This window comes from Enterobacter sp. SENG-6 (assembly GCF_001605945.1).
GTDB classification, from domain to species: Bacteria; Pseudomonadota; Gammaproteobacteria; order Enterobacterales; family Enterobacteriaceae; genus Enterobacter; species Enterobacter cloacae.
Genome location: NZ_LOMM01000011.1, coordinates 12,772 through 38,692 on the forward strand (window position 1 = coordinate 12,772; position 25,921 = coordinate 38,692).

The 25,921-nt window shown below is 55.6% G+C and carries 26 protein-coding genes; 15 read left to right on the plus strand and 11 right to left on the minus strand.

What is annotated here, in order from left to right; translation table 11 throughout:
* Positions 1-122 precede the first annotated feature (122 nt).
* Genes AX755_RS06385 through AX755_RS06405 form a run of 5 tightly spaced genes read left to right on the plus strand, consistent with a single transcriptional unit; the run spans position 123 to position 7,334 of the window.
* A complete protein-coding gene (locus AX755_RS06385) occupies positions 123-809 on the plus strand; it encodes a hydrolase (protein ID WP_013095411.1) in 687 nt (228 codons plus the stop codon).
* Positions 810-869: 60 nt separating this feature from the next.
* Positions 870-1,082 carry a DUF1427 family protein gene (locus AX755_RS06390; protein WP_062856485.1) on the plus strand — a complete coding sequence of 71 codons (213 nt, stop codon included), beginning with the start codon at positions 870-872 and terminating at the stop codon, positions 1,080-1,082.
* Complete coding sequence (locus tag AX755_RS06395; RefSeq protein ID WP_062856486.1) at positions 1,079-1,339, plus strand: XapX domain-containing protein; 261 nt, start codon at positions 1,079-1,081, stop codon at positions 1,337-1,339. The genes AX755_RS06390 and AX755_RS06395 overlap by 4 nt, the downstream gene beginning before the upstream one ends.
* Before the next feature lie 22 nt (positions 1,340-1,361).
* On the plus strand, positions 1,362-1,742 hold the full coding sequence (locus tag AX755_RS06400) for a response regulator transcription factor (RefSeq protein ID WP_013095414.1): 381 nt from the start codon (positions 1,362-1,364) through the stop codon (positions 1,740-1,742).
* Positions 1,743-1,751: 9 nt separating this feature from the next.
* Positions 1,752-7,334, plus strand: coding sequence for a trifunctional serine/threonine-protein kinase/ATP-binding protein/sensor histidine kinase (locus AX755_RS06405; protein ID WP_062856487.1), 5,583 nt, complete (start codon positions 1,752-1,754; stop codon positions 7,332-7,334).
* A 3-nt stretch (positions 7,335-7,337) separates the two neighbouring features.
* Here AX755_RS06405 and AX755_RS06410 read toward each other — a convergent pair whose 3' ends face one another.
* Together AX755_RS06410 and AX755_RS06415 are read right to left on the minus strand one after the other, a co-directional pair.
* Positions 7,338-7,955 carry a response regulator transcription factor gene (locus AX755_RS06410; protein ID WP_023620669.1) on the minus strand — a complete coding sequence of 206 codons (618 nt, stop codon included), beginning with the start codon at positions 7,953-7,955 and terminating at the stop codon, positions 7,338-7,340.
* Between the two features lie 179 nt (positions 7,956-8,134).
* Positions 8,135-8,521 carry a VOC family protein gene (locus tag AX755_RS06415; RefSeq protein ID WP_029882203.1) on the minus strand — a complete coding sequence of 129 codons (387 nt, stop codon included), beginning with the start codon at positions 8,519-8,521 and terminating at the stop codon, positions 8,135-8,137.
* An 81-nt stretch (positions 8,522-8,602) separates the two neighbouring features.
* On the opposite strand from AX755_RS06415, the gene AX755_RS06420 reads away from it, so the two are divergent.
* Positions 8,603-9,373 carry a DeoR/GlpR family DNA-binding transcription regulator gene (locus AX755_RS06420; RefSeq protein WP_013095418.1) on the plus strand — a complete coding sequence of 257 codons (771 nt, stop codon included), beginning with the start codon at positions 8,603-8,605 and terminating at the stop codon, positions 9,371-9,373.
* A 63-nt stretch (positions 9,374-9,436) separates the two neighbouring features.
* Positions 9,437-10,033: an ATP-dependent Clp protease proteolytic subunit gene (locus AX755_RS06425; RefSeq protein WP_062856488.1), complete on the plus strand. Its 597-nt coding sequence runs from the start codon at positions 9,437-9,439 to the stop codon at positions 10,031-10,033.
* 63 nt (positions 10,034-10,096) lie between these two features.
* Here the strand turns inward: AX755_RS06425 and AX755_RS06430 are convergent, their stop codons facing one another.
* From AX755_RS06430 to AX755_RS06445, 4 genes are read right to left on the minus strand one after another with little or no spacing between them, the layout of a single operon-like run.
* Positions 10,097-10,810 carry an HAD family hydrolase gene (locus AX755_RS06430; protein ID WP_062856489.1) on the minus strand — a complete coding sequence of 238 codons (714 nt, stop codon included), beginning with the start codon at positions 10,808-10,810 and terminating at the stop codon, positions 10,097-10,099.
* Positions 10,803-13,181 carry a carbamoyltransferase HypF gene (gene hypF, locus AX755_RS06435; protein ID WP_062856490.1) on the minus strand — a complete coding sequence of 793 codons (2,379 nt, stop codon included), beginning with the start codon at positions 13,179-13,181 and terminating at the stop codon, positions 10,803-10,805. The genes AX755_RS06430 and hypF overlap by 8 nt, the downstream gene beginning before the upstream one ends.
* Complete coding sequence (hypE, locus tag AX755_RS06440) at positions 13,153-14,190, minus strand: hydrogenase expression/formation protein HypE (protein WP_062856491.1); 1,038 nt, start codon at positions 14,188-14,190, stop codon at positions 13,153-13,155. Before hypE ends, hypF begins: the two co-directional genes overlap by 29 nt.
* Complete coding sequence (locus AX755_RS06445) at positions 14,190-14,786, minus strand: cysteine hydrolase (protein ID WP_062856492.1); 597 nt, start codon at positions 14,784-14,786, stop codon at positions 14,190-14,192. The genes hypE and AX755_RS06445 overlap by 1 nt, the downstream gene beginning before the upstream one ends.
* A gap of 135 nt (positions 14,787-14,921) precedes the next feature.
* Here AX755_RS06445 and AX755_RS06450 point away from each other — a divergent pair, with 135 nt between their 5' ends.
* Together AX755_RS06450 and AX755_RS06455 are read left to right on the plus strand one after the other, a co-directional pair.
* Positions 14,922-15,812 (plus strand): LysR family transcriptional regulator, encoded by an 891-nt coding sequence (locus AX755_RS06450; RefSeq protein ID WP_062856493.1) that lies wholly within the window; start codon positions 14,922-14,924, stop codon positions 15,810-15,812.
* 107 nt (positions 15,813-15,919) lie between these two features.
* Complete coding sequence (locus AX755_RS06455; RefSeq protein ID WP_062856494.1) at positions 15,920-17,041, plus strand: ribosomal protein uL16 3-hydroxylase; 1,122 nt, start codon at positions 15,920-15,922, stop codon at positions 17,039-17,041.
* Positions 17,042-17,141: 100 nt separating this feature from the next.
* On the opposite strand, the gene AX755_RS06460 is transcribed toward AX755_RS06455, so the two are convergent.
* On the minus strand, positions 17,142-18,560 hold the full coding sequence (locus tag AX755_RS06460; protein WP_062856495.1) for an aminotransferase-like domain-containing protein: 1,419 nt from the start codon (positions 18,558-18,560) through the stop codon (positions 17,142-17,144).
* Positions 18,561-18,736: 176 nt separating this feature from the next.
* Between AX755_RS06460 and AX755_RS06465 the strand changes: the two genes are divergently transcribed.
* Positions 18,737-18,898 (plus strand): DUF1127 domain-containing protein, encoded by a 162-nt coding sequence (locus AX755_RS06465; RefSeq protein WP_020687816.1) that lies wholly within the window; start codon positions 18,737-18,739, stop codon positions 18,896-18,898.
* An 86-nt stretch (positions 18,899-18,984) separates the two neighbouring features.
* Here the strand turns inward: AX755_RS06465 and pdxR are convergent, their stop codons facing one another.
* The gene (pdxR, locus tag AX755_RS06470; protein ID WP_038418613.1) at positions 18,985-20,373 is read right to left on the minus strand and encodes a MocR-like pyridoxine biosynthesis transcription factor PdxR; all 1,389 of its coding nucleotides are present in this window, start codon (positions 20,371-20,373) and stop codon (positions 18,985-18,987) included.
* 102 nt (positions 20,374-20,475) lie between these two features.
* On the opposite strand from pdxR, the gene AX755_RS06475 reads away from it, so the two are divergent.
* On the plus strand, positions 20,476-20,955 hold the full coding sequence (locus AX755_RS06475) for a carboxymuconolactone decarboxylase family protein (protein ID WP_062856496.1): 480 nt from the start codon (positions 20,476-20,478) through the stop codon (positions 20,953-20,955).
* Here the strand turns inward: AX755_RS06475 and AX755_RS06480 are convergent.
* On the minus strand, positions 20,942-21,844 hold the full coding sequence (locus AX755_RS06480; protein ID WP_023620661.1) for a LysR family transcriptional regulator: 903 nt from the start codon (positions 21,842-21,844) through the stop codon (positions 20,942-20,944). The genes AX755_RS06475 and AX755_RS06480 overlap by 14 nt on opposite strands.
* A gap of 100 nt (positions 21,845-21,944) precedes the next feature.
* Here AX755_RS06480 and AX755_RS06485 point away from each other — a divergent pair, with 100 nt between their 5' ends.
* Positions 21,945-23,360: an aldehyde dehydrogenase family protein gene (locus AX755_RS06485; RefSeq protein WP_062856497.1), complete on the plus strand. Its 1,416-nt coding sequence runs from the start codon at positions 21,945-21,947 to the stop codon at positions 23,358-23,360.
* Between the two features lie 49 nt (positions 23,361-23,409).
* Here the strand turns inward: AX755_RS06485 and AX755_RS06490 are convergent, their stop codons facing one another.
* A complete protein-coding gene (locus tag AX755_RS06490; RefSeq protein ID WP_201747567.1) occupies positions 23,410-23,922 on the minus strand; it encodes a GNAT family N-acetyltransferase in 513 nt (170 codons plus the stop codon).
* A 12-nt stretch (positions 23,923-23,934) separates the two neighbouring features.
* Positions 23,935-24,204, minus strand: coding sequence for a type II toxin-antitoxin system TacA family antitoxin (locus AX755_RS06495; protein WP_013095428.1), 270 nt, complete (start codon positions 24,202-24,204; stop codon positions 23,935-23,937).
* 214 nt (positions 24,205-24,418) lie between these two features.
* Between AX755_RS06495 and AX755_RS06500 the strand changes: the two genes are divergently transcribed.
* From AX755_RS06500 to AX755_RS06510, 3 genes are read left to right on the plus strand one after another with little or no spacing between them, the layout of a single operon-like run.
* A complete protein-coding gene (locus AX755_RS06500; RefSeq protein WP_048972327.1) occupies positions 24,419-24,742 on the plus strand; it encodes an antibiotic biosynthesis monooxygenase family protein in 324 nt (107 codons plus the stop codon).
* Positions 24,735-25,133 (plus strand): hypothetical protein, encoded by a 399-nt coding sequence (locus AX755_RS06505; protein ID WP_062856498.1) that lies wholly within the window; start codon positions 24,735-24,737, stop codon positions 25,131-25,133. The genes AX755_RS06500 and AX755_RS06505 overlap by 8 nt, the downstream gene beginning before the upstream one ends.
* Complete coding sequence (locus AX755_RS06510) at positions 25,105-25,800, plus strand: ArsR/SmtB family transcription factor (RefSeq protein WP_062856499.1); 696 nt, start codon at positions 25,105-25,107, stop codon at positions 25,798-25,800. The genes AX755_RS06505 and AX755_RS06510 overlap by 29 nt, the downstream gene beginning before the upstream one ends.
* The last annotated feature ends 121 nt before the right edge of the window (positions 25,801-25,921 follow it).

Consider the following 25,921-nt stretch of genomic DNA (forward strand, 5'->3'; position numbering starts at 1 on the left):
CTATACCTAAGGTTAACTATACGAAGAGATAATTACGCACAGGCGCAGAAGGCCGCAGGATGGGGGCGACTTTATCGGCGTGGCACTCACGGCGATTTCACCCTTAACCACTGGAAAATGCTATGACCTCTTCAAAGCTCGAAGTATTAACCCCTGCGAACTGTCAGATTATTTTCATCGACCACCAGCCACAGATGGCGTTTGGCGTGCAGTCTATTGACCGCCAGGTGCTGAAAAACAACACCGTGGCGCTGGCGAAAGCGGCCAAAGTGTTCAACATCCCGACCATCATCACCACCGTAGAGACTGAAAGCTTCTCCGGTAACACCTACCCGGAGCTGCTGGACGTGTTCCCGGGCCAGGACATTCTGGAGCGTACCTCCATGAACTCCTGGGATGACCAGAAGGTGCGCGACGCGCTGAAAGCCAACGGCAAGAAGAAGGTGGTGGTTGCCGGTCTGTGGACCGAAGTGTGTAACAACAGCTTTGCCCTGTGCGCAATGCTGGAAGGCGACTACGAAATTTATATGGTGGCGGACGCGTCTGGCGGTACCACCAAAGAAGCCCACGACTTTGCCATGCAGCGCATGATCCAGGCGGGCGTGATCCCGGTGACCTGGCAGCAGGTGATGCTGGAGTGGCAGCGCGACTGGGCGCGTAAAGAGACCTACACCGCGGTGATGGATATCGTGCGCGAGCACTCCGGCGCGTACGGCATGGGCGTGGATTACGCTTACACCATGGTGCACAAAGCGCCGTCTCGTCAGAAGAGCGAGCACCGTACCTTAGCGCCGGTCCCGGCCCGCTAAGTCCCGGCGGCAGGCTGGTCCCTCATCCGGCCTGCCACTGACTGCTTTCTGGAGTTCTCTATGAGTACAGGGTTGATATCCCTTGCGGCAGGCGTGTTGATCGGCCTGATGTATGCCGCGCTGAAGGTACGCTCCCCCGCGCCGCCCGCGCTGGCGCTGATTGGCCTGCTGGGGATGCTGGCCGGGGAGCAGGCGACGCGCCATCTGTTAGCCCGTGACAGCGTGGTCAGCGCTCCGGCAGTGGTTCACCATCCGGCAGGAGAGTCATCATGAAGGCCTGGATAATTTCGCTGGTGTGCGGCGTGCTGGCTGGGGTAATTTACGCTCTGCTCAACGTCCACTCTCCGGCACCGCCGGTTGTCGCCCTGCTTGGCCTGTTTGGTATGCTGGTGGGCGAACAGCTGATCCCGGTGGGACGTCGCATACTGAATCGCGAACCGCTGACTCTGGACTGGTTTCGTCACGAGTGTGTGCCGAAAATCAGCGGCACGGCGCCTCCCGCGCCCGTGAAGGAAAACCGCGACGTTTAATGATTTTTTGAGGAATAACAGCATGACGCTGCCGTGGCGCATTGCCATCATTGATGACGAACGTTCTGTCCGCAGCGGGCTGAGTAACCTCCTGGAGTCGGAAGGGTATGCGACCGACACGTTTGATTCGGCAGAGGTGTTTCTGAGCCACCCGTTCGCCCTGTCCGGCGCGGCGCTGGTGATCACCGATATCAAGCTGCGGGGCATGAACGGCCTGGAGCTGTTTGAAAAGCTGCGGCTGCTGGCTGCCCCGCCTCCCCCCGTACTCTTTATCTCCGGTCATGCTGATGAAAATATGCAGCGGTACGCTCTTGATTTGGGCGCCGCTGCATTTTTGCGTAAGCCTATTAACATCGATATTCTGCTGGATCATATTCAGCGGGAGCTGGCCCGCCGACAATAAGGATCGCGGATGAACGAAAACGAGCTGCCTGCATTCTGGCCCGCCCAGGGAAATCTCCATGATGGGCGGGTTTTTGTCCTTAAAGAGGATGTCATTTTTACCGTGCTGGCGCAGGAGGGCGGGATCTCCTGGATGAACGCCCGACATCCTCATTCTGGCGGCTCCTTTATCATTGCCACCGCGGTCAGCGACGAAGAAGAAGAGCGGGCCACCCGGCTGCTCAAAAATGAGTTTGCGTTGCGCGATCACCTGCAGGACAGCTGGGCCATTCGCGCCGTGGCCTCCACCCAGTACCGGGGGCGTTTTGCACTGGTGTATGCGCCGTTTTCGTTTGAGCTGCTGGCGCGACGCGCGGGCAGGGCGATCTCGGGGATCGCCCGGTTTATCGAGCTGGCGATCCAGATCTGCACGCCGCTGCGTCAGATGCACCTGCAGAACCTGATCCACGGCGATATCAAGCCCGGCAATATCTTTGTTCATCACGATTCAACCTGCCGTCTGGGCAGCTTTGGCCTCTCATGCAGTATCTCCGGGGCCTTTTCCCAGACCCGGCTGGCCGTCTCTGGCGGTACGCCCGCCTATATGTCCCCGGAGCACACCACCCGCACACAGCGGGCCGTCGATTGCCGCAGCGATCTCTACAGCCTCGGCATTGTGCTTTATGAGCTCCTGACCGGACGCCTGCCGTTTGATCTGGGCGAGAGCGAGCAGACCAACTGGGCGCATTATCACATTGCCTCTGAGCCGCTCTCTCCCGCCGTGTTGCGCCCGGATGTGCCCGACATGCTGTCGACCATCATTCTCAAGCTGCTGGAGAAGCAACCCGATAACCGCTACCAGACCGTCGACGGGCTGATTGCCGATCTTCGACGCTGTCAGGCGACGTTAACCTCCGAAGGCGAGATCGTCGCCTTTACGCCCGGCCAGCAGGACCGGACGCCGGCGATCCATCTGGCGGACTCCTTGTTTGCGGCGCATCCGCAGGCAAACGACGTCATCGCCGCGTTTGAGCGGGTGGGGCAAAACATTGTGCCGGAGCTGGTGACGATCGGCGGGCCGTCGGGGATCGGTAAATCCTCGATTATCGCCACGGCGCTAAAAACGTTGCAGCAGCGCAGGGTGCTGCTGGCGGTGGGCAAGGTCGATCAGTTTTCGCCGACGTTACCCTACGGCGTATTAAGCTCGGCGTTTCGCACCCTGACGCTGCACCTGCTCGGGCTGCCTGCGGAAGAGGTGGCGAAGTGGAAAATCCGCCTCTCGCGCGCCCTGGAAGGATATGAAGAGCTGGCCGTCAGCCTGGTGCCCGAGCTGGGGTTGCTGCTGGAGAGTAAACCTCGCTTCTCGGCAGATACATTTTCCATTGATGCCCGGGCCCGCTTCAGCCATATGGTGCTGGCGCTGGTTAAAACCTTTGCCTCGCAGGGCTGTCCGCTGGTCTTGCTGCTTGACGATCTGCAGTGGAGCGACGCCGCCAGCCTGCAAACGTTGAAGCACCTGCTGGCGACCTGCGGTGCCATTCCGCTATTGCTGGTGGTGGCGCACCGGGACATCGCCTCGTTGTCCGATCCCGCGTTACAGCAGCAGCTCGCGAGCCTGCCGGCGTCGGCGCAACACGCCATCGAGATTATCCCGCAGCCGCTGACGGTGAAGGCGGTAGCACGCTGGCTGGGCACGCTGTTTCGCGTGCGCAGCGCCACAACAACCGACCTCGCCACGCTTATTCACGAAAAAACCGGCGGCAACCCGCTGTTCGTGCATGAGTTTTTCCGCCGCATTGTTGATGACGGGCTGGTGGTGCATAACAAGTATCAGGATAAATGGCAGTACGATCTGCAGGCGATCCGCGCCCGGCATTACACCGAAAATGTCGTCACCCTGGTGCTGGAAAAGCTCGAAGAGATGCCCGACGAGACGCGTCGTCTGCTGGGCAGCATTGCCTGTCTTGGCGGCACGGGCGAGCTGGAGATGCTGTGCCGCGTGGTCGCGATGTCGGTGGCGGAAATCCGTTATGCGCTCCACCCGGCGGTGATGGCGCAGCTGATTGTGCTGACGGAAAAAGCGTATGCCTTTACCCATGACAGGGTGCAGGAGGCTGCTTTCGCACTGCTGGATCAGCGTGAGAGGAGCCACCTGCACCTGACCACCGCCAGCCTGCTGGCCGAGGCCGCGCGTCAGGCGGCGGGGAACGAACTGCTGTTCCGCGCCGTGCACCACGTGACGGCCGCGCTGGACAGCATTCAGCCCGCGCCGCAGCGCCAGATGTTCCGCGAGCTCAGCCTGCTGGCCGCACGGCGGGCGAAGCGCACCGGCGATTATCATTCGGCCCTGAGCTACATTCAGACCGCCAGAGCGCTGGGCAATGCCGGGGCGGTGTCTGACTTTATGCTCGACATCGAAGAGGCGGGCTGTGAATTTGCGCTCGGCCACCTGGAGCGAACCCGCGAGCTGTGTGACGCGATCCTCGGCTGCCCCGGCGGGCTGACTGAAAAAGCGCTGGCGGCTAACCTGCTGGTGGAAGTCTACATTCGCCAGTCCGACAGCCGTCTGGCGCTGGAGGCGGCGCTGTGCTGGCTGGGGATTTTTGGTATCCAGATCAGCCACTACCCGGAAGACGTCGAGTGCGACGAAGCCTGGAAACACTTCTGCAACCGCGTGGGTGACGCGCCGCAACAGCATTTTGTCCAGCTCTCGCAGATGGACAACCCGCAAACCGAAGCGGTGATGAACCTGCTGTATAGCGCCAGCATTTGCGCCAGCTTTATCTGTCCGCGCCTGCACTTTTTGTTGCTCTGTCGCATGATGCACCTGACCCTCGACCACGGTATCACCGGCGCCTCCACCACGGCGATGGCCTGGTTTGGGGTGTTGATTGGCCAACGCTACGCCGAGTATCGCCTTGGTTTCCAGTACGGCACGCTGGCCCGCGAGCTGGTAAACCGTCACGGCTACGATGCCTTTGAAGCCAAAACCCTGCTGCCGCTCGATCAGCTCAGCGTCTGGACCCAGCCGCTGTCGTTCACCATTGAGTGCGCCAAGGCCTGCTTTACCGCCGCCGTCACTCACGGTGATATGACGGTGGCCTGCTTTGCGGCCTGCCATCAGGTGATCAACTTCCTCTCGCGGGGCGATCATCTGGACGGGGTGCTGACCAGCATCGATCGCGGTCTGGCCTTTGTCCGTAAAACCCACTTCCAGGACATCGAAACGATTTTGATGCTCCAGCGCGGCTACGTTGAGTTTCTGCGTACGCCGGTCATCGGCACCTGGAGCGCCGCGCAGGTGCTGCCTGAAGCGATGCTGCCAGCGGCGCCTGAGCAGGCCCCGGAGCAGACCTCGACCATGCTGTTCTGGTACTGGCTATACCGTGGGATGGCGCACTTTACCTGCGGGGAGTATGCCGCCGCGCAGGCGGAGCTGGAGCAGGCGGGCTGGTTCGCGTGGTCTGCGCCTGGCCACATTCATTTGCTGGATTACCATCTCTACAGCGCCCTGTCGCTTTCCAGACAGCTGACGCCGGAGACCTTCTCGGCGAATCACCGTCGCAGCATTCACGCCCACTACGACAAAATCGCCCTCTGGGCGCGGATTAATCCGGGCACGTTTGCCGACAAAGAGGCGCTGATTTACGCCGAAATCGTGCGTCTGGACGGGATGAACAGCATTGCGCTTGAGCAGTATGAGAAGGCGGTGCGCCTCTCGCGGGAGGGCGGTTTCAATCCGCTGAACGCGCTGGCCCACGAGCTGGCAGGGCGCTTTGCCCTTGCCTGCGGCTACCCGACCGCATCGGACGCCCACTTCCGCGGGGCGATCGCCGCCTGGGGCCGCGCCGGTGCACAGGCAAAAGTGCGCCAGCTTGAGCAGGATTTTCCGCATCTTCTGAGCTCCGCCCAGGCCAGCGCGTACGACACGGTGGCTTTCGCGCAGAATGAAGTGATTCGCGATCTGCAAAGCGTGATCAAGGCGTCACGCGCGCTGTCTGAAGAAATTAACCTTGAGCGGTTAATCGAAAACCTGATGACGCTGCTGCTTGAACGGGCCGGGGCGCAGCGCGGTCTGCTGCTGCGCGTGAGCGACAACCATATCCCGGAGATCGAGGCCAGCGCGTGGACCAGTACCGACGGCGTGCGGGTGCGGATCCTGAAAGAGGTCCCGATGGCGACCGATATGCCGCTGTCGGTGCTGGCGGCGGTGATCCGCACCGGGCAGGAGATCCGCACCGGCAAGCCGGAAGAGTTCCACCCCTTCAGCCAGGATCCTTATCTCGTGACCTCGGGGGCGGCCGTGATGTGCGTCCCGATGTTCAAACAGGCGCGGCTGGTGGGCGTGCTCTACCTGGAAAATCGCCTGATGCCGGAGGTCTTTACCGCCGAGCACTCCCGCGTGGTGAGCCTGCTGGGGGCGCAGGCGGCGGTCTCGCTGGAGACGGCGCGCCTGTATGCCGAGCTGCTGGCGGAAAACATCCAGCGTCGTCGCGTGGAGAAAGAGCTGCGATCCAGCCAGACTTCGCTGATGCTGGGCGAGCAGATCAGCCACACCGGCAGCTGGCGCTGGGAGCTGGAGCAGGATCTGATGTTTATCTCCGAGGAGTACGCCCGTATCCTCGGCCTGCCTGAACAGCAAAAGAAGATCTCCATGGCGGAGTTTTTGACCTTTGTGCATCAGGATGATTACGCCCGGATCAGTACCATCGTCACCCAAAGCGTACGCGAAGGGCTCTCCATGCGGGCGGAGTTCCGCATTAACCGTACCGATGGCTCAACCCGCTATATTCTCGGGATTGGCGATCCGGTGGGCGTGGGCAGCGAGGTGAACGAGTATTACGGCATCATCACCGACATTACCAGCCAGCGGGCGGCGGAAGATGCGATGCGGGTGGCGCAGGCAGATCTGGCGCGCGTTTCCCGGGCGACCACCGTCGGGCAATTGACCTCTTCCATCGCCCATGAGATCAACCAGCCGCTGATGTCGATCGTCTCCAACGCCGGGGCGAGCCTGCGCTGGCTCAACCGGGAGCCAGCCCGGCTGGATAAAGTGCGTGAAGGGCTGGAGGAGATCGCCGCTGAAGGGGCGCGGGCGGGGGAGATCATCCGCAGCATTCAGTCCCTGACGCGCAAGCAGGATCCGACCTTCTCACGCATCGATCTGCACTACCTGGTCCACCATATCATCGCGCTGTCGCGCAGCGAGCTTGAGCAGCGACACATTAGCGTCGATTACCTTTTGAAGGCGCAGGATAGCTTTATCACTGGCGACAGCGTGCAGATCCAGCAGGTGCTGCTCAACCTGATGATGAACGCGGTAGAGGCGATGGCCGAGGTGAAAGATCGCTCTTGCACCATCACCATCAGCACCAGCAATGCAGAAGGGAGAGTGCTGGTGGAGATAGCCGATACCGGCAGCGGCATAGAGCCTGAGCGGCTGGAGAAGATTTTTGACTCGTTCTATTCCACCAAAGCGCAGGGCATGGGGATGGGGCTGACCATCAGCGCCAGCATCATTGAGCGGCACTGCGGGAAACTGAGCGCGCGCCGCCGGGAGCCGCACGGCACCGTCTTTGCCTTTGCGCTGCCGCTTGCGGCACAGGAAGGGTAACGGTTATTCCGTTGGCAGACTTTTGCTCAGGCGTTCCACGACCCTGACCAGCTCTGCCACGGAGCGCACCTGCATCTTCTCCATCACGCGGCGGCGATGGACTTTCACCGTGATTTCGCTCACCCCAAGCTCGGCGGCGATCTGCTTGTTCAGCAGGCCGCTTATCGCCAGCTGGAGCACTTCATGTTCGCGCGGGGTAAGAGACATATGGCGCTGCTTCAGGGCGTAGTGCTCTTTATTACGCACGGCGTTGTTTTCCGCCAGCCGGAGCGCGGATTCAATGGCGTCGATAAGCGCGGCGGATTCAACCGGTTTGGTCAGAAACTCATAGGCCCCGCCTTTGATGGCGCGAACCGACATCGGGATGGTGCCGTGGCCGGTGAGGAAAATAATCGGGATCTCACGCCCGCTGTCCCTGAGGGCATCAGCTACCTCAAAACCGGAGATGGTGGGCATTTGCATATCGAGGATCACGCACGAAGGCAGATCCTCGAAGCGGTGCTGAAGAAATGCTTCTGCCGATGAAAAGCCGATAGCGTTCAGGTCTGCCGATTCCAGTAGCCCAGTCACGGACTGCCTGACGGCGTCATCGTCATCAACCACATACACAATGTGTTCCATTCACCGCCCCGGTGCTGATTTAAATGTCGAGGATGCAAACCGTCCCTTCGGTTACGTAAGAGACTGTTTATGCTGACTTTCATCTTAACACATTAAATATCATTATCATTTAACAATATGATAACCATATGAAGTATAGCGAGCCGGAGCAGGGGCGGTGAAGGAACGAAACGCTGTTTTTATGCACCGACAAGCTCAATGCGATTGCCGTCCGGGTCCGCGATTACCGCTTCATAGAAGCCGTCCCCGGTCATACGCGGGGCGCTAAGCAGCGTGCCGTTTGCCCTGGCCTGTGCCGCCATGCTGTCCACCTGTGCTTTTCCGCCGACGTTGATGGCGATATGCGCCCAGCCGATAAATTCCGGGTGGGCAGGCGCGTCGGGCAGGTCCGGAATGGTCATCAGCTCAATCGTCGGCCCCTCATCAAGGGTAATAAAATGGGATTCAAAACCCGGACGATTTTTACTGACGTAGCGTGCGTTGCTGCGGCCATTAAACACCGTTTCCCAGAACTGAACCTGGGCGTTAAGGCTGCGGGTCCAGAGTGCGACATGTGCAATATTCATTGTAACCCTCGTTGTTTGTGTTGCGCGGTTATGCAACATTATGCGCATTGATACTCGATTAGAATTTTTAAAGGACTTTCAATGCTCGATTATGCAGCTTTTCCTGAACAGCGACAAGCGCGGATCCGCCAGATCCTTCAGAAGAGCGGAAGGGTGGTCTGTACCGAGCTGGCGAGCCAGATGAACGTATCCGAGCACACGATTCGCCGTGATTTACATGAACTTAGCAAAGAGGGGTATTGCAAAAAGGTCTACGGCGGCGCGGTGCTTCAGCTTCCGGATGCGGGTAATTTTTTAAGCCGCGAGCAGAAAATAAGTGCAGAAAAGCACACAATCGCGCAGAAAGCAGCAACGCTGGTTCAGGCGGGCGGGTGCATTTTTATCGACGCGGGGACAACAAACCTGGCGCTGGCGAAAGCCCTCCCGGCGGATCTCAACGTCACGGTGGTGACCAACTCCCCGGCCATCGCCACGGAACTGCTGCGCCATCCCCTGTGCGAGGTGATCATCACCGGCGGGCAGATCCAGCGGGCATCCGGCGGGTCGGTGGGCGCCACGGCCGCGGGTCAGATCCAGGGCATTATCTTCGATCAGGCCTTTATTGGCGGCTGCGCGATGGATCCGCAAATGGGACTCACTGGCTTTGATTTTGCCGACTGCGAATTCAAAAAGGCGGTTATCGCCCAGAGCAACCAGACCATCGTGGCCCTGACGGCAGACAAACTTCCCGGTGTGGCGCGCTTTGTGGTGGCGACGTGCCAGGACATTGATGTGCTGGTGGTAGAAGAGGCGCTGGAACAGGGCGTTGTCGACGCGTTTGCGGCCCAGGACATTCGCATTGTGTGCGCCTGAGGACTTTCACGGGTAAAACAGGCTACACTCTGGTTTTAAGCGCTAAATGCTGAGGACATAACAATGTACTACACACTGAAAGACGGCGATAAGGATAAAGCGGAAGGGACACAGAGCGCACTGCAGCAGAAGCTGCTGGAATCCCGCTCGATTGTTATCTCCGGTGAAATCAACCAGGCGCTGGCAGAGAAAGTCATCACCCAGCTGATCCTGCTGCAAAGCGTGAGCAACGATCCGATCAAACTGTACATCAACAGCCAGGGCGGTCACGTGGAAGCCGGTGATACCATTCACGACTTCATCAAGTTCATCCGCCCGGATGTACACGTGATCGGTACCGGCTGGGTGGCGAGCGCCGGGATCACCATCTTCCTGGCGGCGAAAAAAGAGCATCGCTACTCGCTGCCAAACACCCGCTTTATGATCCACCAGCCGCTGGGCGGCGTGCGCGGTCAGGCGACGGATATTGAGATTGAAGCGCGCGAGATCATCCGCATGCTGGACCGGGTAAACAAACTGATCGCCGACGCCACCGGCCAGCCGCTGGAAAAAGTGAAAAAAGACACCGACCGCAACTTCTGGATGTCTCCGGCCGAAGCGCTGGATTACGGCATTGTGGGTAAACTGATTACCCATTATGACGATCTGAAGCTGGATTAAGTTTTTTAGCCAGAAAGTTCTTGCTCCCTGGTCAAGGGGAGCAAGAAAATCCAAAGCATGTCGCTACTCGTCAGACTCAATAAATCTTTCTGCAACTAATACGTGCCCTGGGCACAATGAAATTGCGACGTTATTATCCATGCGAGTTAATACCTCTACTCCTGTAAAATCAGGGATAGCGCACCTGGCTCCATTAGCAATCAGATCAATCCCACCTATTCCAACGCAACAGGTGCCAGCACTCACTGCAGAAGTCACTCCACTCCTTGAATCTTCAAAAACAATGATTTTATCAGGTGGAGTTGAAAGTCGTTCTGCTGCAAGTAGGTAGGGATCAGGGTAGGGTTTCCCTTTTTTGACATCATCACGCTCAACGATAACTGAAACACAATGTTGCACCCCTAGCATGGCAGTCACACGATCAATTTTCGCTTTCCAACCGCTAGTCACTATGCCAATATGGATCCCTGCTAAATCAAGTGAAGTGATTAGCTCTGCCACGCCCGGAATAGGATCATATTCGGCTGTGTTCTCAACGTGAATAATGTGAGCCTGAATTTTTTTCTGCGCTTCACCAGGCAGGTCACTAAAAAGTGCCTGGATAGTATGAGGTCCCGGCTGTCCGTGTATGTGCTTGATAATGTCGTCTTGAGAAATTGTCTTGCCAAATATTTCCGCAGCCTCTCGCCAGCCTTTTTCAATGACTGAGTTTGAATCAATAAGCACACCATCCATGTCAAATAATACGGCTGAAAAATTATTTACGTATTCACACATGCTCACTCTCCCTGACATTAATATCTTTTGTATGTAATTTCCCCATCGCTACGACAATTTGCCCTAGTGATATACCACCATCATTGGTGGGAACACACTGGTGGAAGTAAGGTTTCAGGCCAGCGGCATTTAAACCGTCCACAGCATTAAGTAGAATAAATTCATTTAAAAATACGCCTCCGCTTAATACAATCTGTCTTGTTGCTGCCACTTTTGATAAGCGCTTACAGACGGAGATGATCATGTCCACAATCGTGGAATGAAAACGTCTGCTCAAAAGGGTGAGATTAGGTACCGTCGTTGCAAGTTCAGAAACTAATTCCCTTATCATTGGACGATAATCCACTTCCAGATGACCATTTCTTTCATGAATGTAATATGAAAATGGTTGTGACATGTGGAGATCGCGGTTCAGTAAGGCTTCAAGCTCAATAGCAGCTTGTGCTTCATATTCCACATACGAGCAAATACCTATCAACGCTGATATGCCGTCGAATAACCTGCCCATACTACTGGTTTGAGGGGAGTTGAAATGTCTGGCAGCCATTTTAGCGTACACGCTAATCTGCTGAACCGACAGCGCGTCAAGCGCAGGAAGGTTTAAGCCCTCTAAATGTTCTCCGTATATTGCTGTTAGCAACGATATAGCAACCCTGATAGGCTCTTTAACAGCTCTGTCTCCACCCGGAAGAGCGAATGTACTAAGGTGTGCAGCCCTTACAAAGCTTTTTTCATTACCGGTAAGGAATTCTCCACCCCATATGGTGCCGTCTGTTCCATATCCCGTACCATCGAAAATAACGCCGATAGTTTTACCAGAAAGCCCATTTTCTGCCATGCATGACACCATGTGTGCATGATGATGCTGTACCTGAATAACTTGTAATTTTGATTGTTTTAGTGCATTACGTGTAGATCGAAAAGAAGGATGTAGATCGCAGGCTATTGCGTCAGCACTTGTGCCAAGCAATTTCTGCAAATGGTTTACACATTCGATATGAGAATTGAAAGTTTGGTCATTTTTTAAATCGCCAATGTGTTGGCTGATGAAAACCTCTTTACCCTTAGCGATACTCACCGTGGTCTTTAATTCAGCACCTAGCGCAATAGTTTTACCTACGTCAAACGGCAGATGAACGGGGTAAGGAGCATACCCGCGCGAGCGTCGAATGAAAGAAAGGTGACTATGCCTTCCCTCTGGTAACGACATAACACGAACGACAGAGTCATCAACACGTGTATATATGTCACGATTATTAAGGATAAAATAATCAGCAATATCTCTTAATTGTTCTATTGCGCTAGCATTATCACAAACAATAGGATGGCCAGAGCGATTCCCGCTCGTCATCACCAGTGCTGGTATTTTGGGGTCGCTAAGTAAGAGGTATTGAAGCGGGGTTGAGGGTAGCATTACGCCAATATTGGGATTATGAGGCGCAACAGAGTTTGCGAGCATATTGTGTCGCTTGCGTAGCAATACGATTGGTCGCTGTGAACTTTCAAGTACTTCTTGCTCCTGCACATTTATATAAGCAATACGTGATGCAGTATCACTATTTAAGAGCATTACCGCGAAAGGTTTTGAGTCTCTGCGTTTACGTTTTCTTAATTCCTGAACAGCTTTTTCGTTACTTGCATCGGTGACGAGATGGAATCCACCTAAGCTTTTTACGGCAACTATGGCTCCTTCTTGTAACCGTGTGAGGGTGTAATCGATAATATCATCGGTAACGATTATTGAGCCGTCGCGTTGGGTTAATTGTAATTGTGGACCACATTCGGGACAGGCATTTGGTTGAGCATGATAGCGTCGATCTTCAATATTATCATATTCATGCTTACATGCGCTACACATAGAAAAGGCACGCATCGTGGTTTTTTCCCGATCGTAAGGCATCCCTTTAATGATACTATACCGCGGTCCACAATTCGTACAATTTATAAACGCGTATTTATAGCGTCTATTGTTTGATGTGTTCATTTCTTCCAGACAGTCACTACACACATTTGAATCTGGGGGGATAATAGTATTCATGTTGCTAAGAAGATGACTTTGACGAATGCTGAACTCTTTATACCGCTGTTCGCTTTTTTCTCTCTGTACTTCCTGAATACTGATAATTTTGGCCATAGGAGGAGGGCTTAATATCAGTTCGTCAAGGAAACGGGTAAGATTGCCTTGTGTTGCTTGTATTTCAATTAATACGCCTTCCGAATCATTAAGGACCCAGCCTGTAGCATCAAATAACTGTGCCAGGCGATGGACAAAGGGCCTGAATCCGACCCCCTGGACGATGCCACATACGCGATAACGCCGTATTAAAAGAGCATCGAATTGATTAACAGAGTCGTGGGAGTTCAGCACCATAAAGTTCCTCAATTGTTGATAGTGTTCCATCTGGTTCAAGCATGGTGACTTTTGATTCAATGGTTGGAAGAACTTCGCCGACAATAGCCGCATTTTGGCCGAGCGGATGGGCCCGTAAAAGAGCAAGCGCGTCATCTGCGATGTCTGGCTCCACGAACAAGCAAAGACAACCTTCGTTAGCAAGGTTTATTACATCCACTCCTAGCATATTGGCAGCCATTGCTGCTTCAGGCTGTATCGGCAAGGATTGCTTCTCGCAACGAATCTCACTACCGGAAGCACGGGCATGCTCATGGAGAACGGCAGATAATCCGCCACGCGTGACGTCTCTCATGGATGCTATTTTTCCTGCGGGAAGATTATTGAGCAGGGATCGAATCATATGGTTGAGAGGTGCGCAATCGCTCATAATATTTCTTTCAAATCCCAGACCTTCTCTGAGAGATAACAGGTGAATGGAGTGGTTTCCAATATATCCGCTAAGAATGATTTTTTGTCCTGGACGTACATTTTTGATTGAGACCGACGGATTTTCGAATACACCAATGCCCGCGGTATTGATAAATAACTGATCGGCTTCACCTTTACCTACGACTTTTGTATCCCCTGCTACAATCTTAATATCAGCTGCTTTAGCTGTTTCACGAACTGATTCAATAATCTTGATCAAGTCTGACATTAACATGCCAGCTTCAATGATCAAACTTAGCGTCAGATAAAGCGGTTTTGCTCCGCTCACAGCGAGATCGTTGACGGTACCACATACTGCAATTTTTCCTATGTCGCCATTACCATAGATGATTGGCGTTACGACAAAAGAGTCTGTAGTGAATGCGAGCTTGCGGGAAGGAAGTTCCAGCAGCGCGCTATCTTCCATTGTTCCAAGGTAAGTGTCTCCCAGAATATGCGCAATCAACTCAACCAATTCACGACTTAAGCGAACTCCAGTACCATGATCCAGCACGACGGTCTCTGTTGTATTACCTTCAGTTTTTAATAAGTTGCTCATTAGCTTCTCCTTTCACTACGTTCCGGAAGATCGCCATGTTTTTCTAACAAAGAAAGAATCTCAGAGGAGGAGGCGACAGTAGCGCAATAATTAGAAAGCCATTCCAGAGCACGGGCAGTATCTTCTGAGGAAGGGGCGAAGACACAGTCTTCCGGGACCCAAACGTTGTATCCGCGAAAAAATGCATCTGCTGCAGTGGTTTGTACGCAAACATGGGTTTGCAAACCCGTAACGATGACCGTTTTGATTCCGAGCTCCTGTAGCGTCTCATCAAGGTTATTGTTGAAGAAACCACTATCTCGCCCTTTTACAACGATGAGGTCTGATGAATGGCATATGCTACTAATAATTTGATTCTCAGGTCTTCCTGCTAAAGCAGGAATGCCCGCAGCGCGGTTTTTATAGCGACGTTGAACAGCCGGATCTTTGGGGTCATTTATGAGTTGCAGATGAATGACCGTTTGATTTTGTTTTCTCACACCCTCTAAAAAGGCATTGAAAGCTTTCAACTTTTGCGCGAGTTCTTCTTCAGAATCAGTAATCTTATAAGTGAATTCATACTGTAGATCGTTAGTCAGTACAGCAACATTTGGCATTTTTTATATTCCTTTATATTCATATTGTGAATTAAAAAATCTTACTATCAGATAAGGTTTCCTGTTTGACAGGTATTTTTTATAATGTGTTTATGACGCGTTCTTGTAAAATTCCATTTTTTCAGGGTTTGATAAATGAAAGGAATCGATATCAAGTTGTTACGGGCGTTCGTAACACTTGCAGAGCAGGGGAGTTATCATCGTGCTTCGCAGTTGTTGTTTTTGACGCAACCTGCGTTATCAAAGCAGATAAAAATGTTAGAGATTCTGATTGGTGGTCCACTTTTTACTCGCGGTCGACATGGCGCAATGTTAACTGAGCCTGGTCGTCAGCTTTTTTTAAAGGCAAATGAGTTACTTAAGACTTATGCTGATTTTTTGAATGATGCTAAAAAGCTATTTAACGATAGCCATGAAAAACTTATGCTTGGTTTTGGTATTTCAACTTTTCATACAGTACCATTATGGATAAATACCTTCCGTAATAAATTTACGGAGTGTGAGGTAAATATAAGTAATCTGCCCTCAAGTGTGCAGCGTAAGATGCTACTTGAAGGAGCTCTTGATATAGGTTTCTTTCGGATGCCAGCTGGTAATGAGTTAGCCTCAAGGGTGTTGTACAAAGAAAAGTTGATACTGGCTATACCATCATCTTATAAAAACGACATTACACATATCCGCGATGTGCTATCTCAGTATCCTTTACTACAATTGACGCCTGCTGTAGGTCCATGTCTTGCAGAACAAACTACTCAGTTTCTCTTTACCAACCAATTAATTGCTGACCCTGTCTCGGTGACAGAGGATATGCCAACTCTATTGGCATTGATCGCGGGTGGAAATGGAGTCGCTTTTTTGCCTGAAAGCGTGAGGCATTTTTCACCAGAAGGAGTAAGACTATTTGCTCCTGACCTGGAATCACTTTACTGGGAAATTTGTGTGGCGTGGGATCCTAAAATAATCAGTCCATATAGGGATGAGTTTTTACGCATTGTTGAAGCGCATACGGGAAAAAATTTGATGTGATCGGAAATTCCGTCCGTTGAGGAGCCTATGACATTGACCCATGACAAGGCAGTTTGATGCTCTCTCTTCCATAATCGCGCCTGTTTCCCCTCTCACTGGTGCTATCCATGGCGTATCAACTGAACCTGAACTGGCCGGAATTTCTTGAGAAATACTGGCAAAAAAAACCCGTTGTGCTGAAAAATGCCTTCCCGAATTTTGTCGACCCGATTACCCCGGACGAGCTGGCAGGCCTGGCGATGGAGCCGGAGGTCGATAGCCGTCTGGTGAGCCATTTCAACGGCAAATGGCAGGCCAGCAATGGTCCGTTTGAGCACTTTGACGGCCTGGGCGAAACCGGCTGGTCGCTGCTGGCGCAGGCGGTGAACCACTGGCACATGCCGGCGGCGGAGCTGGTGCGCCCGTTCCGCGTGCTGCCGGACTGGCGTCTGGATGATCTCATGATCTCCTTCTCCGTGCCGGGCGGCGGCGTGGGCCCGCATATCGATCAGTACGATGTGTTCATCATTCAGGGGATGGGCAGCCGTCGCTGGCGCGTGGGTGACAAGCTGCCGATGCGTCAGTTCTGCCCACATCCGGCGCTGCTGCACGTGGAGCCGTTTGAACCGATCATCGACGAAGATCTGGCGCCCGGCGATATTCTCTACATTCCACCTGGATTCCCGCACGACGGCTTCACCCATGAAACCGCGCTGAACTACTCTGTGGGTTTCCGGGGGCCAAACGGCCGCGATCTGATCAGCAGCTTTGCCGATTACGCGCTGGAAAACGATCTGGGTGGGGAGCATTACAGCGATCCGGATCTGACCTGTCGCGAACACCCTGGGCGCATTGAGCAGTACGAGCTCGATCGCATTCGCCAGATGATGATCGACATGATCGGTAAGCCGGATGATTTCACAAAATGGTTCGGCAGCTTTGTCTCCACGCCGCGTCACGAGCTGGATATCGCCGCCGCCGAGCCGCCGTATGCGCCCGAGGAGGTGCTGGACGCGCTGCAGGGCGGTGAGAGATTGTCTCGCCTGAGTGGCCTGCGCGTGCTGAATATCAACGGCAGTTTCTTTATCAACAGTGAACAGCTCGAGACAGTCGACGCGAAGGCGGCGGACGCGCTGTGCCGCTACACTGAGCTGGGCCAGGCCGAGCTGGGCGATGCGCTGAACAACCCGGCGTTTGTCGAGGAGCTCACCGGGCTGATTAACCAGGGGTACTGGTACTTCGACGAGTAGTGCGGCCTGTTGCCCGGTGGCGCTGCGCTTACCGGGCCTACAACGGCGGTTTTCTCCCTCTCCCTGTGGGAGAGGGCCGGGGTGAGGGCATCAGGCCGCACTAGCCCTCCTCCATCGCAATCACAATCGCTTCACCCATCTTCTTCAATGCCTCGCGATGCTTATCCGTCGGCGGTAATGCCACGTTAATCCGCAGGCAGTTGCGGTACTTTCCGGAGGCGGAAAACAGCGACCCGGCCGCCGCCTGGATCTTCAACCGGCACAGCTGCTTGCTGACGCACACCATGTCGACCTTCTCCGGTAGCTCCACCCACAGCAAAAAACTGCCCTGCGGGCGCGTCACGCATATGTCTGCCGGAAAATATTGCCGTACCCAGCAGGTATAGGTTTCCATATTCTGCTGATAAATCTGGCGCATACGGCGCACGTGGCGATGATAATGGCCGTCGCGGATAAACGCCGCCACCGCCATCTGCGTGCCCGGCACGTTAAACCCGCCCGCGGCGTATTTCATGTGCATCACCCGGTCGTAGTAGCGTCCCGGCACAATCCAGCCGACGCGTAACCCTGGTGCCACGGTTTTGGTAAACGAACTGCAGAGGATCACGCGGCCATCAATATCCATGGAGTGAATGGTCCACGGGCGCGGGTATTCCGCCGCCAGCTCGCCGTAGATATCATCCTCGACGATCACGATATCGTGCCGCTGGGCCAGGGCCAGCACCTGCTTCTTACGCGACTCCGGCATGATAAACCCAAGCGGATTATTGCAGTTGGGCACCAGGATGACCGCTTTGATGGGCCACTGCTCCAGCGCCAGCTCTAATGCCTCAATGCTGATCCCGGTTTGCGAATCGGTCGGAATTTCTATCGCCTTGATGTCAAACCCGCGCAGCATCTGCATGGTGCCGTGGAACGACGGCGACTCCACCGCCACAATGTCTCCTGGTTTACAGACCGACAGCAGGGCGATGGAGAGCGCGCCGTGGCAGCCGTTGGTGATCACAATCTCGTTCGCCGCCACGGTGGAGCCCCCGTCGAGCATCAGCCGGGCGATCTGCTCGCGCAGCTCAAGGCGCCCGTCGAGTACGTCATAGCTCAGCATTTCGGCGGGGTTGTGCTGTGCGATGCGGCTCATCTCACGCCACAAGGGCTTCAGGCTCGGCTGGTTAACGTCTGGCGAACCGCCGCCAAAGGAGATCATCTCTTTGTCGGCGCGGGCATCAAGCAGCATCATCACCTCATCCCACTGGGTGACGTCCACCGGGCGCTGCACCGGGCGCGTCATGGCCGGCACCGGCGGCTGGGCCTTGCGCTTAGACACAAAATAGCCGGAACGCGGCTGGGGAGTGATGAGCTGCAGGTTTTCGAGGATCTGATAGGCCTGCTGTATGGTGCTGATGCTCACGCCGTGCTCCTGGCTCAGCGCGCGTACCGACGGCAGACGTTCACCGCTGCGATACAGCCCTTGTTCAATGCGTTCTGCCAGTAGATTGGCCAGATGTTGGTAGCGCGTCATGCTGTATCCTTTGTTGTCACCATACAGATTACAAAACCAGTATAGATTGCCGCAAAAAACGGCATGCAGATACCGTTTTAGCGGATCTGTATGTTAAACAAAAGTTGTTTTTGAGTCTGTATTGCTAAAGCCGTTTTCCACGATCATAACCCCACTGACACGGTGAGGAGGGCATCATGGAATTCTACGAAAATCGTTCAAAACGTCCGTTTATCGCGTTTGTGTGGGTAGCGAAAACGCTGCGTAACTGGTATCGCGTCAACCGTACCCGCCGCATTCTGAGCCAGATGAGCGACGAGCAGCTCAAGGACGTTGGATTGTCGCGGTATGATGTGTGAGACACGTCGCCGCCGGGTGGCGGCTGCGCCTTACCCGGCCTACTCGATCCCGTAGGCCCGGTAAGCGTAGCGCCACCGGGCGATGTTTAGCTCAACAGCGTAAGTGTCTGCCGCTTCGGTCTTTCCAGCAAATCCACCGCCTCCTGATATGACCGCACGTTGTTATAGCCCATCACCAGCCCGTAACGTTTGCCCGACCCACGATACCACTCTGAAAGGGCATTCACCTGCAGCTGCTGCGCTTGCCAGCAGCACGCCACCTCCCGATCGTTGCTGCCTTTCGCCAGAAACGCCACGATATGCATTCCGCCGTCGTTTTGCTCGGTGAAAAACAGATCGCCATATACCTCACGCAGGGCGGCAATCATCCACTCCCGGCGGGTCTGGTACAGCGCGCGCATCTTCTTAAGATGACGGAAAAAATGACCCTCGTTGAGAAAGGTGGTGAGGATTTTTTGCGTCAGTACCGGCTGGCCGCTGGCGACGATGTCCGCGCAGTCGGTAAATGCCTCAACCGTGCTGGCGGGCATCACGATGTAGCCCATGCGTAAGGAGGGCATAATGGTTTTACTGAAAGTGCCCATAAAGATCACCCGATCATGGCGATCGAGGCTTTTCAGCGACGGCAGCACCTTGCGGGTATAGTGAAATTCTCCGTCGTAATCATCTTCAATAATCCACGCCCCGTTCTGGCTCGCCCAGTCGAGAAGCTGCTGTTTACGCGGCAGAGAGAGCGTTACCGCCAGTGGGCTCTGGTGAGAGGGCGTCACGATAGCAAAACGGGCGTCGCGGTGATGATGCAACAGATACTCCGTGTCGACGCCGCAGCGATCGACCGGCACGGTGTGCAGACGTGGCACAATCCGCTTAAGCAGCTGCTGGCCCATAAAATAGCCCGGATCTTCAAACACCACTTTGTCGCTGCGGCTGGCGAGCGTATCGAGGATCAGGCGCAGACTGCCGCTGTAGCCGCTGGTGATCAACACCTGTTCGGCGGTACACGAGAGCCCGCGGGAGATATTCAGATAGCGGGCGATAGCCTGGCGCAGGGGATACCAGCCCAGCACCGGCGGGTTGAGCATCTCTTCCGGGCGCATCGAGCGCGTCGCCTGGCCTGCCAGCAGTAACCATTTTTTATAGGGGAAGCTGTCGAGGGAGGGAATGCCGGGGCGCAGAAAACCCGCTCGTTCACGCTGGCTGATAAGCGATGCCGGGAGTGTACCGGTGGTGTGATCCGCCGGAGCCGGCGTCGCGGGCAGCAAGAGATCGGGATTGACCCGCGTGCCGCGCGCGCCCTGGCTCACCAGGTACCCTTCGCCGATTAAAATGGCATACGCCGTTTCGACGGTTTTGCGCGCTACCTTGAGCTCTTCGGCCAGTACGCGAATGGCGGGCACCTTATCGCCAGGCTTCAGCACGCCGCGCGTAATGTTGTCGCGATAGCGGGTGTAAATGTCGTGATAGCCCGGCTTCATGTCCTACCTCATTTTATGGTTTTTGTATCTTTTTACTATGTCATGACCCGCGTAGATTGTCCTCATCGCATGACACATACCGTGTAAATAAGAGGAAAGACAATGAGCACTCGCGTAAACCACCATAAAGTCACTCCAGCCCTTGCCAACGCGCTGTCCGCCCTGAGCATGAAAGTGGCGAAAACCTCCATCGATCCGGCGCTGAAGCACCTGATCGACATTCGCGTTTCCCAGCTGAACGGCTGTACCTTCTGTCTGGATATGCACTCCAAAGAGGCCAAAATTGCCGGGGAGCGCGAACTGCGCCTTTACCACCTGGCGGCCTGGCGCGAATCTCCGCTGTTCAGCGCTCGCGAGAAAGCGGCGCTGGCCTTCGCCGAAGCGTTGACCCAGATTGGCGTTCACGGGGTGAGCGACGCGCTGTACCGCAGCGTGGCGGAACACTTTTCTGACGTGGAGATTTCAGAGCTGAACTTCGCCATCGTGGCGATCAACGCCTGGAACCGTTTAGGCATTACCTCGCGCATGGCCCCCGGCTCGCTGGACGCAGCTTACGGGCTGAACAAGGCTAACCTGGAATAATCCCGCGCTCGCGGATCATCGCCACCAGCGCCCGCAACCCCGGCGGGACGTGGCGATGGCCCGGATAGTAAAGACGCAGCCCGGCAAACGGCTGCGTCCAGTCGTTTAACACGCTCACCAGTTCCCCGCTTTTCAGTTCGTCACGGATATAGAGTTCCGGCAAAAAGCCAATCCCCAGCCCTGCTTTGACCGCGCGGATCGAGGCAAAAAGATCGGATGTCGCAAAACGCGGCGGCACGGCCAGCGCATACTGGACTCCCCGACGGGCCAGCTCCCAGCGGTAGATCCCACCGTGGGCCATGCGCATCCCGATCCCCTGATGCAACAGCAGATCCTCCGGCGTTTGCGGTATACCGTGGCGGGCAAAATAGTCCGGTGTGGCGGTCACGAGCTGGCGGATCTCTCCGGTCAGCGGTACGGCGATCATGTCCTGCGGCACCGCTTCTTCAAGGCGGATCCCGGCGTCGTAGCCTTCGGCGACGATATCGATCATTCGCGCCTCGCTCACCGTTTCCACGCGCATTTTCGGGTAGCGGATCATAAAGTCGATCAGCAGCTGGTCCAGAAACAGGGAGCCAATATTGTTCGGCACGTTCAGGCGCAGGGTGCCTGCGGGTTCGCCGGTGTCGCTGTGGATCTCTTCCCCGGCCTGACGAATTTCCTGCAGCGCCGGACCGATGCGCGCCACATAACGCTGCCCGGCGTCGGTGAGCGCCACGCTGCGGGTAGTGCGGTTAAAAAGACGCGTCTCGAGGCGGCTCTCCAGCCCGGCGATGGCGTTACTCACCGCCGTGGCAGACATGCCCAGCTCCTGGGCGGCACCGCGAAAGCTGCCGCGTCGTACAACCGCCATCACCACTTCCAGCTCTGTCAAACCTGAACGATGCATAGATTATCCTGAAAATCGAAACAACCCTTGCAGCATAGCGTGGATTATCGCAACGGAGTAGTCGTGCCAGACTGTGTCCACACAGCCTGAGGAGGTTTATATGCACCACATCGAACAGATTTTTATCAACGGCGAATTTGTTACCCCGCACGGCACCGAGCGTTTTGATTTATACAACCCGGCGACGGCACAGGTCATAGGGCAGGTGCGTCTGGCAGATGAGGTCGACGCTGAACGCGCCATTGCGGCCGCCAAAGCGGCATTTCCGGCGTGGTCGCAAACCACAAAACAGGAACGGATTGCTGCGTTAACACGTATGCATGCCGCTGTTGCCGCCCGTCATGATCAGCTGCTGGAGGCGATAATCGAAGAGTACGGCGCACCGGCTGCGCGCTCGGCGTGGATGGCCAGTTATCCGGCAGATGTCATTGCCCAGGCGATTGAGGCCCTGGAGGCGTTTGAATTTTCATTTTCAGCGGGGGCGGCATCGGTGCAGATGACGCCGCTAGGCGTAGCGGGTCTGATCACGCCGTGGAACAGCGATGCGGGGTTTATCTGCGGCAAACTGGCGGCGGCGCTCGCGGCGGGCTGCACGGCGGTGATCAAACCCAGCGAAATGAGCGCCCTGCAAACGCAGATTATTACCGAGGCGCTGCGTGATGCCGCATTGCCAGCGGGCGTGTTTAATATCATCACCGGGCGCGGCGAGACGGTGGGGGAGACCATTAGCCGCCACCCGGACGTGGCGAAAATCTCGTTTACGGGATCGACGAATACCGGCAAAGCGATCCTGCGTAACGCGGCGGAGGGTTTTAAGCGCGTCACGCTGGAGTTAGGCGGTAAATCGCCGACGATCTTGCTGGATGATATCGATCTTGCACGGGCGATCCCGCTGGTGATTCAGGCCGGGTTTATGAACAGCGGGCAGGCGTGCGTGGCCGGCACGCGTATTCTGGTGCCGCAGTCGCGCAAGGCCGAGATGGAAATCGCCCTGGCGCAGGCGGTGGCGGCGGTGAAATCCGGCGACCCGCGCGAAAGCGCGACAGAGATTGGCCCGATGGTCAGCGAAAAGCAGTGGCTGCGGGTGCAGGGGTATATTCGCAAAGGGCTCGACGAAGGCGCGAGACTGCTGGCGGGCGGCGAAGGGCGACCGGACGGGACGCGGGACGGTTGGTTTGTGCGCCCGACGCTGTTTACTGATGTGAACAACCAGATGACCATCGCGCGTGAGGAAATTTTTGGCCCGGTGCTGTGCATTATTCCTTATCAGGACGAGGCGGAGGCTGTCGCGATTGCCAACGATACCGAGTACGGCCTGAGCGCGATGGTGCTGGGGCGTGACACCGGGCGTGCGCGTCGCGTGGCGCAGCAGATTGTTTCCGGGCGCGTGCTGGTGAACACCCTCGCGCATGAGCCAAAAGCCCCGTTTGGCGGGTTTAAACACTCCGGCGTGGGACGCGAGATGGGCGAATGGGGAATTGGGGCGTTTATGGAGCCGAAGTCGATTGTGGGTTAAACCCATTACGTGTTACTCACGCCCGGTTCGCGGGGCGTGAGAAACAGGCTTAATCTGCAAACAGTCTTTCAATGGTTTTAGTCGGCAGGAAGAGAGTATTTTCATTCTCTGCCTGAAGGGCGATAAACCCCAGTTTAAGGTAAAAGTTTTTGGCGCTGCCGTTCAGCGCTTCTACGAATATCCCGTGGATACCCACGGCAAAAGACGCCAGGTAGACCGTTTTCAGAGCATGGGTGACCAGCAACTCCCCCAATCCTTGCCCCTGGAAGCGTTTATCTATCGCCAGGCGGCCCAGCGTGACGCTGGGAACATTTTTGTAAGGCACTCGCTTCTGCTGGGTTTTAGAAGGAAGGTACGCCTTTTCAAAGCAGCTCCCGGACAGCGTGTAATAACCCAACACCCGCGGCTTTTCCCCGGATGCGACAAGAACGTAACCCCGCAAAAATTTCCCACGATGCTGGCGTTTCAGGTGCGCCGTCAGAAAGGTGTTTAGGCTCTCTTCTCCGCAATCGAAATGGCTTAGATCATACTCAACGTCATCTGAAAAAATCCCTATTTTCATGTTATTCACGTATCACTCCAGATCCTGGAGACGCCTGGCTGCTCGCTTCAGTCGTTCATTTGGCGTTGGCGGGTTACTGATCGCATCCATCACCTGGTTCCATGATGCCTCGTTGAGGATCAGGCGGCGGTGCTGTTCAATCACTTCTGCTGCGCGTTCGGAGGCCGTACTTACCATGAATTGTGAAATTGACTGGTTCGTCATTGCCGCTGCTTCTTCGATCAGGCTTTTGTCGTCTTCGGTTAAGCGTAGATCGATGCGCTGTTTCTTTAGTGCTGACATGATTCGCTCTTCATCGTGACCTGGGGTTAATACCCCGGTTGCATAGTAATATTATGTACGGAATTTTGCCGTACATAAATCATATGTCTGTCATCATCGGATTTCAACGGGAAATTGAGCGCAGCGCCATCCGGCACAACACTTCGCTCCATACCGAAGCATCCTTGTCATCTGTCCTGCATTCTCTTCACACCATCACAACGGAGAGACCTTCATGATCGCAGTCATTTTCGAAGCCAAAGCCGCGCCGGCGCATCAGGCGCGCTACCTGCAGCTCGCGGCCGAACTTAAACCTCTGCTGGCGGATATTGACGGTTTTATCGATATCGAACGTTTCCAGAGCCTGACCTCCGACGGCAAAATTCTCTCGCTCTCCTGGTGGCGGGACGAAGAGGCTATCCGCAACTGGAAGCAGAACGTTTTTCATCAGGCCGCGCAGGCCGAGGGGCGGGAGTCGATTTTTACGTACTACCGCATTCGGGTGGCACAGCTGGTGCGGGAATACAGCGCCGAAAACGGAGGGCACGCGGATGTATGATGTTCATGTGATTTTTAACGATATGCCGGGTGAACTGGCACGCTTTGGTCAGCTGTTGGGCTGCAAGGGGATTGGGCTGGAAGGCGGTGGTGTATTCGGCGTTGAGGCGCATTTTCTGGTGGAAGACGGCGAAAAAGCCCGCCATGTTCTGCTTGAGGCCGGATTTAACCTGAAAGCGGTTCGTCGGCCCATCATCAGAAAACTGCGGCAGGAACGCCCCGGCGAACTGGGGGAGATCGCTGCTGCACTGGCGGCTCGCGGGGTGTCTATTCTTACTCAGTACAGCGACCACGCGAATCACCTCATTCTGCTGACGGATAATGATAAGCTGGCCGCAGCAATCACCGAACCCTGGGCAACCTATGTTAAAGACGAGCTTACCGCCAGATAACAGCGCAGCGCTGGAGCAGGCCATTGCCGCAGTAGCAGCCGCAATGGCCGATCCGTCGCGCGTGAAAATGCTTTGTGCGCTGATGGACGGGCGGGCGTGGACGGCCACCGAGCTGAGTACGGCGGCGGATGTGGCGCCGTCTACCGCCAGCGGGCACCTTGCGCGACTGCTGGACGGAAAGCTCATTACCTGCCTGTCGCAGGGGCGCCATCGCTATTATCGCCTGGCAGGGCATGACGTAGCGGAGCTGGTGGAGCAGATGATGGGGCTGTCGTGGCACCGCATTTCTCCGCCGGAAACCAGCGCGCCAAAAGCCCTGCGTGAAGCCCGCACCTGCTACGACCATCTGGCGGGCGCGGTGGCGGTGCAGATCTACGATTTCATGCAGGCCGAAAGTTGGCTGGAGCCAGACGGTTCGGCACTGACCCTGTATGGCCGGGAGCAGTTTCTGAAACTCGGTATCCCGTTAAGCACCCATCCCCGGCGAAAGGCCTGTTGCGCCTGTCTGGACTGGAGCGAGCGGCGGTTTCATCTGGGCGGTGAAGCCGGTGCGGCGCTGCTCATGCATCTGGAAAGCAAGGGCTGGATCCAGCGGGTAGCGGGGTATCGGGAAGTGGTGCTTACGGCTTTGGGGAAGGGCGCCATTACCCGACATTTTAGCCGCTAAACTCCGCTGCGGGCTGTACCCTCACCCCAACCCTCTCCCTTAAGGGAGAGGGGGTCCTCCGTGCAGGCATTATTGTATGGGGAACCCTCAGCCCGCCGGGAGAGGGAGATATCCTTTCGCA